We start from the raw sequence: 12,417 nt of genomic DNA, 5'->3' as shown, positions 1-12,417 counted from the left end.
TGCGCCTGCGCGACAGACTGCGGGCGGTACGCGAACACCTCGTGCGCAGTGGCTGCGCGGGGACGGCCGAAGCCGCCGAACTCATCGACGGGGCACTGCGCATACCGCTCTGACACCGCGCCCCCGGCCGGGCCGTGCACCGTCTGTGCGCCTGCTGTCAGCACGCTCCTGCTGCGATATTGCCATCTACTCGGCGGAAGGTGGCAGAACCGTGCAGTGGACGAAACAGAGCGAACAAACTGTGTATTCGAACCGCTGGTTCAGCGTCAATCTCGCAGATGTCGCATTGCCGGACGGGCGGCACCTCGATCACTTCCTGATAAGGCTGCGGCCGGTGGCCGTGGCCACCGTGGTCAACGAGGCCAACGAGGTGCTGCTGCTGTGGCGGCACCGCTTCATCACCGACAGCTGGGGCTGGGAACTGGCCGCGGGTGTCGTCGAGGACGGCGAGGGCATCGCCGACGCGGCCGCCCGCGAACTGGAGGAGGAGACCGGATGGCGGCCGGGACCCCTGCACCATCTGATGAGCGTCGAGCCCTCCAACGGGCTCACCGACGCCCGGCACCACATCTACTGGGCCGACGAGGGCGCGTACGTCGGTCACCCCGTGGACGACTTCGAGTCGGACCGCAGGGAATGGGTTCCCCTCAAGCTCGTGCCCGACATGGTCGCCCGCGGCGAGGTCCCGGCCGCCAACATGGCGGCCGCGCTGCTCCTCCTGCACCATCTGCGGCTCGGGCAGGACGCCAAGCCCTGATCTCCCCCATGCGTCCCGTCCGGACCGGTCAGCGGCCGACGACCTGCCAGATCGACACCACCAGGGCGCCGATGGCCGCGAGGGCCGCGACGGCGGGCAGCGGCCAGCGGGAGTGCTCCAGGGTGACGACACGTGTGTTCAGGTCGTCGAGTTCCTTGGCGGTCTGTTCGGCGCGGTGGCTCAGTAGGGTCAGTCCTCCTTCGACGCGTGCGTGCGCCACATCGAGGCGACGGCGTAACTCTGCGAGTTCGCCGTGGACCACGGGATGCTCGGGGTCGATGGCCACGAGTCCGCTCCTTTCTGTAGTCGTCACATCCCTTTCATACGCACGTGCAGTCAACTCGCCTGGTGAGCGGGAGGGGAGCGTGTGCGAACGGCATATGCGTGTCCTTCGCGCACACGGTGTGTGAATGCCGCGGGCCCGGCACCGTTTCCCGTTCCCGGGCCCGTTGCGGCCCGAAGATGTCTACGGTGCGTAATCAGGCGTACGTGTAGAAGCCCGACCCCGTCTTCCGGCCGAGCCGGCCCGCGTCGACCATGCGCTGGAGCAGCGGGGGAGCGGCGTACAGCGGCTCCTTGTACTCCTCGTACATGGAGTTGGCGATGGAGACGATCGTGTCCAGGCCGATCAGGTCGGACAGCCTCAGCGGACCCATGGGGTGGGCGCAGCCCAGCTCCATGCCGTTGTCGATGTCCTCGCGGCCGGCGATGCCCGACTCGAACATGCGGATGGCGGAGAGCAGATACGGCACCAGCAGCGCGTTGACCACGAAGCCCGAGCGGTCCTGGGCGCGTACGGAGTGCTTGCCGAGGGTCTTCTCGGCGAACAGCTGCGCCCGGCTGAGCGTGCCCTCGGAGGTGGTGAGCGCAGGGATCAGCTCGACGAGCCGCTGCACCGGGGCCGGGTTGAAGAAGTGGATGCCGATGACCTGGTCGGGGCGCGAGGTGGCGACCGCGAGCTTCACCAGCGGGATCGAGGAGGTGTTGGAGGCGAGGATGGCGTCCGGGCGGGTCACCACCTGGTCGAGCACCTGGAAGATCTCCGTCTTCACCTGCTCGTTCTCCACGACCGCCTCGATGACGAGGTCACGGTCGGCGAACTCGCCGAGGTCCGTGGTGAAGCTCAGCCGCGCCTGCGTGGCCGCCCGCTCGTCCTCGCTGATCTTGCCCCGCTCGGCCGCCTTGGACAGGGAGTTGAACAGCCGGGTACGGCCGATCTCCAGGGCTTCACCGGTGGTCTCGGCGACCTTCACGTCCAGACCGGCACGGGCGCACACCTCGGCGATGCCCGCCCCCATCTGGCCGCAGCCCACCACTCCGACGCGCGCGATGTCTCCCGTTGGGGTGTACGTCACATCGTCCCTTTCGCTGGTCACGTGCCTGGCAGTTGCCCCGGGTGTGGGCCTGCGCCAAACCTGCACGTTACCCGCGACGCTTACTGATCAGTATCCCGGGTGTCACATGGGAGGCTGGCCGGCGAACGGTCCGTGGGACGAAGCGGGCCCGCGGGTAGTGGTAGGCGGAGGTAACAGGATGCATCGGAAGCCACGGATGTCACGACGGGCGTTCTGGGCGACCGCGGCGGTGACGCTCGTGACGGCGGGCGGTGTGGCGGCCGGGACCGCCATGGCCGGCGGGGAACCGAGCCCCCGCAGGCGCTCCGACCGCGAGCTGCGCGGCATGTGGCTGGCCACCGTCGTCAACCGGGACTGGCCCTCCAAGCCCGGCCTGACCGCCGACGAGCAGCGCGCCGAACTCCTCGCCCATCTCGACACCGCCGTGCGGCGCCGCCTCAACGCGGTGATCTTCCAGGTCCGCCCCACCGCCGACGCGCTCTGGCCCTCCCCGTACGAGCCCTGGTCCCAGTACCTCACCGGCACCCAGGGCAAGAACCCCGGCTGGGACCCGCTGGGCACGGCGGTCGAGCAGGCCCACGCCCGCGGCCTCGAACTGCACGCCTGGTTCAACCCGTACCGGATCGCCAACCACACCGACCCGAGCCGTCTGGTCGCGGGCCACCCCGCGCGCGAGCACCCGGACTGGGTCGTCCCCTACGGCGGCAAGCTCTACTACAACCCGGGCATCCCCGCGGTCCGCGCCTTCGTGCAGAAGGCGATGCTCGACGCGGTGCGCAAGTACCCGGTCGACGCCGTGCACTTCGACGACTACTTCTACCCGTACCCGGTCGCCGGCCAGGTCTTCGACGACGACGCCGCCTACAACCAGTACGGCGGCGACTTCGCCAACCGGGCCGACTGGCGGCGCGACAACATCGACAAGCTGGTGCGCGAGACGGCCGCCCGGATCAAGCGGGTCAGGCCCGGTACGCAGTTCGGGATCAGCCCCTTCGGCGTGTGGCGCAACATCGCCACCGACGAGCGGGGCTCCGACACCCGGGCCGGTGTGCAGACGTACGACGACCTGTACGCGGACACGAGGAAATGGGTCCGGGAGAACTGGATCGACTACATCGTCCCGCAGCTGTACTGGAACATCGGCTTCGCCGCCGCCGACTACGCCAAGCTGCTGCCCTGGTGGGCGGAGACCGCGCGTGGCTCCGGGACCCGGCTGTACCTCGGGGAGGCGCTGTACAAGGCCGGTGATCCGGCGCAGCCCGCGGCCTGGCAGGACCCTGCCGAGCTGTCGGCGCACCTCACCCTGGCCCGCGACCATCCGGAGGCGCGCGGGCATGTGTTCTTCTCCGCCAAGGAGGTCGGGGAAGACAAGATCGGCGCCATGGCGCGGGTGGTCGCCGACCATTACCAGCAGCCGGCCCTGCCACCGCGCTGACGTGACCCGCGCCAAGCCGCCGTGCTGACATCCCCGGCGGCTTGCGCACCGGCCGTGACCGGCGTACCGGAGGTACTGGATGCGGGGCGCTCGCCGGGCGGGGTGCCTACTTCGGCTCCTCCCCGTGGTGGCGGACGACCGTGTCCGGGCCGGGGGACATCAACGCCTCGTGTCCGTCGTCGGTGAACCTGACCCGGTAGGGCGGATTGCCGTTCTGGCCGAGCACTTCCAGGACCTCGGCGGTCCGGTCGTGGTGACCGACGGTCCTGCCGTGCACCAGCAGGGTGTCACCTACATCTGCCTGCATCGGGAGCCTCCTCGTCTCACACAGGAGTGGCGGTCCGTGACCGCAGTCTATTGCGGGCGGCGCCGGTGGGAACCGGTGTGTGTATGGGGTCTCAGGCGGACGTCCGCTGGGTGACCGCTATACAGACCAGTACGGCGGCGGCTGTCAGGGGCGCGGCCGGTGTGAGCCGCTCGCCGAGGAGCAGCACCGACCACACCAGTGTGAGCAGCGGCTGGGCCAGCTGCAACTGGCTGGCCTTCGGTATGCCGATCGCCGCCATGCCCCGGTACCAGACCACCAGCCCCAGGAACTGCGACCCGGCCGCCACCCACAACAGCCCGGCGACGCCGTGCGCGGTCAGCCGGACCGGCTCGTACGACAGGGCCAGCAGCGCGCACGGCACTCCGATCGGCAGGCACAGCACCAGGGCCCAGCCGATGACCTGCCAGCCCGGCATCATCCGGGCCAGCCGACCGCCCTCGGTGTACCCGGCCGCGCACACCAGCAGGGCGCCGAAGAGGCAGAGGTCGGCCGTGGTGAGGGCGCCGCCGCTCTGGCCCACGGTGAACGCGAGTACCGCGGCGGCTCCGGCGAGGGCGGCGGTCCAGAAGGTGCGCGAGGGGCGGGTGCCCATGCGCAGAGCCGAGAACAGGGCGGTCGTCAGCGGCAGCAGACCGACCACGACGGCGGCGTGCGCGGTGGTCGAGGTCTGCAGGGCGAGCGTGGTGAGCAGCGGGAAGCCGACGACCACACCGGCGGCGACCACGGCCAGCCCGGCCCAGTGCCGGCGACCGGGGAGCGGCACCCGCAGCGCCAGCAGACAGCCACCCGCGATGACGGCGGCGAGAACGACGCGCACGGCGACGAGCGACCAGGGGCCGAAGCTCTCCAGGCCCCAGGCGGTGGCGGGGAAGGTGAGGGAGAAGGCGGTGACGCCGAGGGCGGCCTGGAGGGTGCCGCGGGCACGAGGGGTGCCCTGGTGGGGCCGTGGGGCGCCTGGCCGGGGGCGGTGGTGCTCGCCGCCTTCCGAGCCGCCGCCTTCGGACCCGTCCCTTTCCTGGCCTGTGCCGACCGCTACTGAACTCTCGGTGATAGCGCTACTCTGTACTCTCATGCAAGAGCGTAGCAGTGTCGGAGAACTCGCGGATCACCTGCGAAAGGAGCTGAACCGCTACTCACCCGGTGGAAAGCTGCCGTCCAGTCGGGCGCTCGTCGAGCGGTTCCGGGTGAGCCCGGTGACCGTGTCGCGGGCCCTGGCGCAGTTGGCCGCCGAGGGGCTGGTGGTGACCCGGCCGGGGGCGGGGGCGTTCCGGGCGGTGCCGCGCGAGAGCGGTGCGGTGGCCGTGGGGGACACGTCCTGGCAGGAGGTCGCGCTGAGCGCGGACGCCGCCGCCGAACTGGTGCCGCGCACGGTGGACGCCTCGGGCGTACTGGTCTCGCTCGCTTCCCCGCCGCCCGGCGTGATCGAGTTCAACAGCGGCTATCTCCACCCGTCGCTGCAACCGGAGCAGGCGATGGGCGCGGCCCTCTCCCGGGCCGGGCGGCGGCCCGGAGCGTGGGCGCGGCCCCCGGTCGAGGGCCTGCCGGAGCTGCGCGAGTGGTTCGCGCGGAGCATCGGCGGGGCGACCACGGCGGCCGAGGTGATCGTCGCGGCGGGCGGCCAGTCCGCGCTGACCACCGCCCTGCGCGCGCTCGCGCCGCCCGGTGCGCCGGTGCTGGTCGAATCGCCCACCTATCCGGGCATGCTGGCCATCGCGCGAGCCGCCGGGCTGCGGCCCGTTCCGGTGCCCGTCGACGCGGACGGGGTCAGGCCCGCCCTCCTCGCCGACGCGTTCAAGGCGTCCGGCGCCCGGCTCTTCATCTGCCAGCCCCTGTTCCAGAACCCCACCGGCGCCGCCCTGTCGACCGAGCGCCGGGGCGAGGTGCTGCGCATCGCCCGTGAGGCCGGGGCCTTCGTGGTCGAGGACGACTTCGTACGCCGGCTCGTGCACGAGGACGCGGGCCCGCTGCCGCCGCCGCTGGCCGCCGACGACCCGGACGGTGTCGTCGTCCACGTCTCCTCGCTGACCAAGGCGACCTCGCCCAGCTTCCGTGTGGGCGCGCTGGCGGCACGCGGCCCGGTCCTGGAACGGCTGCGCGCCATCCAGGTCGTCGACACCTTCTTCGTCCCCCGCCCCCTCCAGGAGGCCGCCCTCGAACTCGTCGGCTCGCCCGCCTGGCCCCGCCATCTCCGCGCCGTATCGAGGGAGTTGAAGAACCGTCGGGACACGATGACCTCCGCGCTGCGTCTGCGTCTCCCCGAACTCGCCCTGCCCCACATCCCCTCCGGCGGATACCACCTCTGGCTCCGTCTCCCCGACGGCGCCGACGAGTCCGCCCTCGTCGCCGCCGCCCTGCGCGCGGGCGTCGCCGTCACCCCCGGCCGCCCCTACTTCTGCGCCGAACCACCGGCCGGACACCTGCGGTTGAGCTTCGCCGGAGTCGCCGGGGCAGGGGAGATCACGGAAGGGGTGCGGAGGCTGACGGCGGCGGTAAACGGTTCGACAGCAAGCCCCTGGCCTGCGAACGTCCAGCCATGACCGATGAGTTGCCCCTTCCCGAGGGCTACGAGTTCTCCGCCGATCCCACCCGTGTCGATGTCGGCCGCGTCCACCACTGGCTGTCCACCGACGCCTACTGGGCCCTCGGCCGGCCCCGTGAGAAGTTCGAGCGCGCGATCGCGACCTCGCTCAACTTCGGGGTGTACGACGCGACTTCGGGCGAGCAGGTGGCGTACGCGCGGGTCGTCACGGACGAGACGTTCTTCGCCTGGCTCTGCGACGTCTACGTCGACCCGGTCGTACGCGGCAAGGGCGTCGGCACCGCGCTGGTCGCAGCCGTGCGCGAGCATCTGCGACCGTTCGGCTTGCGGCGCGTTCTGCTCGCCACCCACGACGCGCACGGCGTCTACGAGAGGCTCGGGTTCAAGCCGCTGGAGCAACCGGATCAGTGGATGGCGCTGATGTTCGAGTGAGGCGCCGGGATGCCCTTCAGCGCGGGGCGAAGTACCCCGGGTAACTCCTGAGTAACGCCTCTTGACCTGCGGAGTCTCGCGCCTCGCGATCGCCGCATGCATCTTCGGGTCACGTTCGTCGCAGCCGCGCGCTGCTCCTCGCTGCTCGCGGAGCGGTTCGAGGACGACCGGCCGCTGGACCAGGCCGGCAGGGACGAGGTGCAGCGCGCGGCCCATGAGCTGGTGCCGCCGGCGGCGGCCGAGCTGCGGTACTGCTCGCCGACGCCCCGCAGCCGGGCCACCGGCGACGCCCTCGGCTACGCGCCGCTGGCCCAGCCCGCGCTGCGGGACTGCGACATGGGCCGCTGGCGCGGCTTCACGCTGGGCGAGGCCATGGCCCGCGAGCCCTCCGCCGTGGACGGCTGGCTCGCCGACCCGCACTCCACCCCGCACGGCGGGGAGTCGCTGATCGCCTTCATCTCCCGCATAGGCGGCTGGCTCGACACCCGCCCGACCGACGACGGCGGCCGTATCGTCGCCGTCGCCGAGCCCTCGGTCCTGCGCGCCGCTCTCGTCTACGCGCTGAAGGCCCCCGCGTCGTCGTACTGGCACATGGACGTCCGCCCCTTGTCGACGCTCACGATCGTCGGCCGCCCGGGCCGCTGGAACCTGCGGTTGGGCGGCGTGTAGCCACGGCTGTGGCCGTGTTCGGGCGCGATCCGTCCCGGCGCTCTCCTCGGCGTGGATCGGTCCCGGCCGAAACTTTCGATCGCTTGCGACACTTTCGGTGCCGCGCGACCCGTTGGCGCTCTCTTGATCCTCTCCCTATCTTGCCGTTCGAAGTGCTGATCATTGTTTGATATTTCGAACCACTCTCCACCCCCTCAGAGCCACGGAGTATCCATGTCACGCACCCGCACCCGCTGGAGACTCGGCCTGACCGCCACCGCCTTCCTGGTGGCCGCCGGCTCGATCCCGGCCCCCGCACATGCCGAAGACGTCACCGACTACGCGATCACCGTGGACCCGGCCGCCAAGGGCGCGAAGATCGACGACACGATGTACGGCGTCTTCTTCGAGGACATCAACCGGGCCGCGGACGGCGGCCTCTACGCCGAGCTCGTGCAGAACCGGTCCTTCGAGTACTCCACGGCCGACAACCGCACGTACACCCCCCTCACCTCCTGGACCGTCGACGGCACCGGAACGGTCCTGAACGACGCCGGCCGGCTCAACGAGCGCAACCGCGACTACCTCTCCCTCGGTGCCGGTTCGGCCGTCACGAACGCCGGCTACAACACCGGCATCCGGGTCGAGGAGGGCAAGAAGTACGACTTCTCGGTGTGGGCGCGCACCGAGAACGGTACGACGTTGACCGTCACCCTCAAGGACGCCGACGGCACGCTGGCCGAGGCCCGGCAGGTGGCCGTGAAGGGCGGCTGGGCCAAGTACAGGGCCACGTTCATCGCGACGCGGACCAGCTCCAACGGGCGCCTGGCCGTCGCCTCCTCCGAGGCCGCCGCCCTGGACGAGGTGTCCCTCTTCCCGCGCGACACCTACAAGGGCCGCAAGAACGGGCTGCGCAAGGACCTCGCCGAGAAGATCGCCGCCCTGCACCCCGGCTTCGTCCGCTTCCCCGGCGGCTGCCTGGTCAACACCGGCTCCATGAAGGACTACAGCGAGGCGTCGAACTGGGAGCGCAAGCGCTCGTTCCAGTGGAAGGACACCATCGGCCCGGTCGAGCAGCGCGCCACCAACGCCAACTTCTGGGGCTACAACCAGAGTTACGGCCTCGGCTACTACGAGTACTTCCAGTTCTCCGAGGACATCGGCGCGATGCCGCTGCCCGTGGTGCCCGCCCTCGTCACCGGCTGCGGTCAGAACAAGGCCACCGACGACGAGGCGCTGCTCCAGCGGCACATCCAGGACACGCTCGACCTCATCGAGTTCGCCAACGGGCCCGTGACCAGCAAGTGGGGCAAGGTCCGCGCGCGGATGGGCCACCCGAGGCCCTTCCACCTCACCCACCTCGAGGTCGGCAACGAGGAGAACCTGCCGAACGAGTTCTTCGCCCGCTTCCAGAAGTTCCGGGCCGCCATCGAGGCCGAGTACCCCGACATCACGGTGATCTCGAACTCCGGCCCCGACGACACGGGCACCACGTTCGACACCGCCTGGAAGCTGAACCGCGAGGCGAACGTCGACATGGTCGACGAGCACTACTACAACAGCCCGCAGTGGTTCCTCCAGAACAACGACCGCTACGACGCGTACGACCGAGGCGGCCCGAAGGTCTTCCTCGGCGAGTACGCCTCCTTGGGCAACGCCTTCAAGAACGCCCTCGCCGAGGCGGCGTTCATGACCGGCCTGGAGCGCAACGCCGACGTCGTGAAGCTCGCCTCCTACGCACCGCTCCTCGCCAACGAGGACTACGTGCAGTGGAACCCCGACATGATCTGGTTCAACAACCACGCGTCATGGGGCTCGGCCAACTACGAGATGCAGAAGCTCTTCATGAACAACGTCGGCGACCGCGTGGTGCCGTCGACGGCCACCGGCACTCCGGCGGTCACCGGCCCGATCTCGGGAGCCGTCGGCCTGTCCACCTGGGCCACGACAGCGGCGTACGACGATGTGAAGGTGACCGCCGCCGACGGCACGACCCTGCTGACCGACGACTTCAGCGGTGACGCCTCGAAGTGGACCCACACCGGCGGCGGCAGCTGGTCCGTCCAGGACGGGCAGTACGTGCAGACGGACGTGGCCGCCGAGAACACCATGGTCTCCGCCGGCGACACCTCCTGGCACGACTACGACCTGAAGGTCAAGGCCACCAAGAAGTCCGGCAAGGAGGGCTTCCTGATCGCCTTCGGCGTCAAGGACACCGGCAACTACTACTGGTGGAACCTCGGCGGCTGGAACAACACCACCAGCGCGGTCGAGCAGGCCGTGGACGGCGGCAAGTCCACGCTGATCTCCAAGCCGGGGACCATCGAGACGGGCCGTACGTACGACGTCGAGGTCAAGGTGCGGGGGCGGCAGGTGACCCTGCTGCTCGACGGCCAGGAGTGGGGCAGCTTCACCGACGACAAGCCGGCCGAGCCGTTCCGCCAGGTGGTGACGCGTGACGCGAAGACCGGTGACCTGATCGTCAAGGTCGTCAACGCCCAGTCCGTGGCCGCCCGTACGGCCATCGACCTCGGCGGCGCCAAGGTCCGCTCCAAGGCCCGGGTCACCACGCTCACCGCCGCGCCGAACGCCGTGAACACGGAGACGGCCACACCGGTCGCACCCGTGACGTCGACGTTCACCGGGGTGGCCGACGAGTTCGGCTACACGTTCCCGGCGAACTCGGTGACGTTCCTGCGGATCAAGAAGAAGTGAGGACGAGGGGCGGCCCGGGCTCCCCGTGAGTTCGGGCCGTGGCTCATGAGCGGCGGCGGGGCTTTCCGGTCCTGCCGCCGCCTTTCGCGTTGCCGCCCTTCGTGTTCCGGCCGCCGCCGGAGCCGCCGCGGGGGGTCCTGCCGGTCGACTTGCCCGATGCCGGCTGGCGTCGGGCAGCGCCGGCGGCGGGCCGTTTGGGGCCGGACTTGGCCTTGGGCTGCTGTTCCTGAGCCGGGGCCTTGGCGCGTCCGCGTGTGCTGTTGACCGTCCGGCCGCGGACGATGCCGATGAAGTCCTCGACCATGTCGGTGGTCGCGTCCTGCGGCCAGGACAGGGCGACGCGTGACTCGGGGGCGTCGATGACGGGCCGGTAGGTGAGGTCCTTGCGGTGGTGGAGACGGGCGAGTGACTGCGGGACGACGAGCAGCCCGATCCCGGCCGCCACCAGCTCGATCGCGTCCGCCGTGGTGGCGGGGCGCTCGAACGCCGGCTGCCCCGGCGGGCGCTCCCAGCCGAGGGTGTCGTCAAGGGGATGCAGCACGATCTCGTCGGCCAGATCCCCGGTGGACACCTCGTCGACCGCCGCGACGACATGGTCCTTCGGGACCACGACCACCGTGGTCTCGGTGTAGAGGGGGATCGCGCTGAGATCGGTCCGGTCCACCGGCAGCCGTACGAACCCCGCGTCGGCGTCACCGCCCCGCAGCACGCCGAACGCCTCCCCGGCGGGTACCTGGAGGAGGGTGAGGGGGATGTCGGGCAACCGCTCGTTCCAGATCCGCACCCACTTCGTGGGCGTCACTCCGGGGACGTACGCGAGCCGGAACGAGGGGGAGTCTTCCGAGCCAGTCACATGACCAGGCTAACGGGGTCGCGGGCCCGGCCCGACCATCGCCGGTGTCCCCGCTCCCACCACCGCCGTCGGCCGTGGTCAGGGCCGGCGCCCACGCTCGTTACCCTTGACGGCATGACGACGCAGCAGACCACCCAGACCATGAAGCCCGCCACCGCGGCGAAGAAGCTGGGTGTGTACCTCGAAGCCACTCCCGCCGAGTTCCGGGAGGGCGTCGTCTCGCGCGCCGAGCTGAACGCGCTGCAGGCCGACCCGCCGGCCTGGCTGCAGGAACTGCGCCGCAACGGCCCGCACCCCCGTCCCGTGGTCGCGGCCAAGCTGGGCGTCTCCATCGCCGGTCTCGCGCGCGGCGGTGTCACCGAGCCCCTCACCACCGAGCAGATCGAGGCGCTGAAGGACGACAACCCCGAGTGGCTGCGCAAGGAGCGCGCCACCCAGGCCGACGTCCGCAAGCAGAACGCCCGCATCAAGAAGCGCGACGCCGAGCGGGCGGCCGGCCAGGACTGACCTCACAGCGCGAGGACCGGCCGGGTGGAGAGGTCCTCGAAGAGGTCGTCGCCGTCCTCCCCGTACACGAACTCGACCAGGTCCGGGTTGGCGTGTGCGGTGGCCAGCGGCAGCCACCCGAGCAGGCGGCCGTATCCGCCGCACGCCGACTCGCCGCCGTCACCGCCGCGGACCGAGCCGTCGCCCGTCACCTCCGTCGTGTACGTGTCGTGGGCGATACGCAGCCCGAAGGCGTTCGGCTCGTTGTGCGGGCCGGTGGTGTCGCCGTAAGGGATGCGGTCCAGCGGACACTCGTCGCCCCACCGGAACAAGGTGCCCGCGCCGGCGCCACAGGCGTGCTCCCACTCGTCGGACGTCGGCATGCGCAGACCGCGCGCCGCGAGGACGGACGGCATGTCGGCGGGCGGCTCGGTCAGGTTCTCGCCCCGCACTGCCATGAGCACGGTGGACAGGACGGCCGTGCGGCGGGGGCTGAGCACCCTCGCGAGGTGTTCCCGCGGATCGGCTCCGTAGCCGAAGCCCTGCTCCAGACTCTCCGCGTAGTCGGCGATCTGCTCGGGCGTCGGCTGCCAGCGGTCGGGGTCGAAGCCCAGCGTCGCCCGGCCGCCCGGTATCAGAGCGAACTCCTGCCCGCCCCGCTCGATCAGCACCCGGTGCAACGGACCGCCGAGGTGCTCGACGGTCTCGAAGCGCACGACCCGGCCCTCCACCAGACCGGCGGCCTCATGGGCGACACGAAGCGCGGCGGACGCCTCGAAGGAGCGCCACTGGTCGAAAGTGAGATCGGCGAGAGACATGCGACGCAGTGTGGCACGAGGCACTGACAGCGCCGGCTGTGAAATTCAGGA

General features: G+C 70.7%; 13 protein-coding genes. 7 read left to right on the top strand and 6 right to left on the bottom strand.

Annotated features, from left to right (window positions below; translation table 11 throughout):
• The first annotated feature begins 211 nt into the window (after positions 1-211).
• Positions 212-757 (top strand): NUDIX hydrolase, encoded by a 546-nt coding sequence (locus STRIP9103_RS27965; RefSeq protein ID WP_009325003.1) that lies wholly within the window; start codon positions 212-214, stop codon positions 755-757.
• 28 nt (positions 758-785) lie between these two features.
• Here STRIP9103_RS27965 and STRIP9103_RS27960 read toward each other — a convergent pair whose 3' ends face one another.
• The gene (locus STRIP9103_RS27960; protein ID WP_009325032.1) at positions 786-1,043 is read right to left on the bottom strand and encodes a hypothetical protein; all 258 of its coding nucleotides are present in this window, start codon (positions 1,041-1,043) and stop codon (positions 786-788) included.
• 193 nt (positions 1,044-1,236) lie between these two features.
• Positions 1,237-2,112 (bottom strand): 3-hydroxybutyryl-CoA dehydrogenase, encoded by an 876-nt coding sequence (locus STRIP9103_RS27955; RefSeq protein WP_078614064.1) that lies wholly within the window; start codon positions 2,110-2,112, stop codon positions 1,237-1,239.
• Positions 2,113-2,290: 178 nt separating this feature from the next.
• Between STRIP9103_RS27955 and STRIP9103_RS27950 the strand changes: the two genes are divergently transcribed.
• Positions 2,291-3,547 (top strand): glycoside hydrolase family 10 protein, encoded by a 1,257-nt coding sequence (locus STRIP9103_RS27950; RefSeq protein WP_009325026.1) that lies wholly within the window; start codon positions 2,291-2,293, stop codon positions 3,545-3,547.
• Between the two features lie 106 nt (positions 3,548-3,653).
• Here STRIP9103_RS27950 and STRIP9103_RS27945 read toward each other — a convergent pair whose 3' ends face one another.
• Both STRIP9103_RS27945 and STRIP9103_RS27940 read right to left on the bottom strand, forming a co-directional pair.
• Complete coding sequence (locus tag STRIP9103_RS27945; RefSeq protein WP_009325023.1) at positions 3,654-3,854, bottom strand: DUF1918 domain-containing protein; 201 nt, start codon at positions 3,852-3,854, stop codon at positions 3,654-3,656.
• 91 nt (positions 3,855-3,945) lie between these two features.
• On the bottom strand, positions 3,946-4,947 hold the full coding sequence (locus tag STRIP9103_RS27940) for a DMT family transporter (RefSeq protein WP_009325015.1): 1,002 nt from the start codon (positions 4,945-4,947) through the stop codon (positions 3,946-3,948).
• Between STRIP9103_RS27940 and STRIP9103_RS27935 the strand changes: the two genes are divergently transcribed.
• The 4 genes from STRIP9103_RS27935 (at position 4,946) to STRIP9103_RS27920 (ending at position 10,209) form a co-directional block, all read left to right on the top strand.
• Entirely contained in the window at positions 4,946-6,412 is a 1,467-nt protein-coding gene (locus STRIP9103_RS27935; RefSeq protein ID WP_009324993.1) for an aminotransferase-like domain-containing protein, read from the top strand. The two genes, STRIP9103_RS27940 and STRIP9103_RS27935, sit on opposite strands and share 2 nt — an antisense overlap.
• The gene (locus STRIP9103_RS27930; RefSeq protein WP_009324986.1) at positions 6,409-6,846 is read left to right on the top strand and encodes a GNAT family N-acetyltransferase; all 438 of its coding nucleotides are present in this window, start codon (positions 6,409-6,411) and stop codon (positions 6,844-6,846) included. Before STRIP9103_RS27935 ends, STRIP9103_RS27930 begins: the two co-directional genes overlap by 4 nt.
• Positions 6,847-6,942: 96 nt before the next feature.
• On the top strand, positions 6,943-7,515 hold the full coding sequence (locus STRIP9103_RS27925) for a histidine phosphatase family protein (protein WP_009325040.1): 573 nt from the start codon (positions 6,943-6,945) through the stop codon (positions 7,513-7,515).
• A 213-nt stretch (positions 7,516-7,728) separates the two neighbouring features.
• The gene (locus tag STRIP9103_RS27920) at positions 7,729-10,209 is read left to right on the top strand and encodes an alpha-L-arabinofuranosidase C-terminal domain-containing protein (protein WP_009325030.1); all 2,481 of its coding nucleotides are present in this window, start codon (positions 7,729-7,731) and stop codon (positions 10,207-10,209) included.
• A gap of 43 nt (positions 10,210-10,252) precedes the next feature.
• Here STRIP9103_RS27920 and STRIP9103_RS27915 read toward each other — a convergent pair whose 3' ends face one another.
• On the bottom strand, positions 10,253-11,062 hold the full coding sequence (locus tag STRIP9103_RS27915; protein ID WP_009325043.1) for a LysR substrate-binding domain-containing protein: 810 nt from the start codon (positions 11,060-11,062) through the stop codon (positions 10,253-10,255).
• Positions 11,063-11,176: 114 nt separating this feature from the next.
• On the opposite strand from STRIP9103_RS27915, the gene STRIP9103_RS27910 reads away from it, so the two are divergent.
• Complete coding sequence (locus STRIP9103_RS27910) at positions 11,177-11,569, top strand: DUF5997 family protein (RefSeq protein ID WP_009324983.1); 393 nt, start codon at positions 11,177-11,179, stop codon at positions 11,567-11,569.
• 2 nt (positions 11,570-11,571) lie between these two features.
• On the opposite strand, the gene STRIP9103_RS27905 is transcribed toward STRIP9103_RS27910, so the two are convergent.
• Positions 11,572-12,366, bottom strand: a complete 795-nt coding sequence (locus STRIP9103_RS27905) for a hypothetical protein (RefSeq protein ID WP_009325005.1) — start codon at positions 12,364-12,366, stop codon at positions 11,572-11,574.
• Between the last annotated feature and the right edge of the window lie 51 nt (positions 12,367-12,417).

This window comes from Streptomyces ipomoeae 91-03, from assembly GCF_000317595.1.
Lineage (GTDB): Bacteria > Actinomycetota > Actinomycetes > Streptomycetales > Streptomycetaceae > Streptomyces > Streptomyces ipomoeae.
Note: the sequence above shows the minus strand (reverse complement) of the source record. Positions and strands in the feature narration are given on the sequence as shown.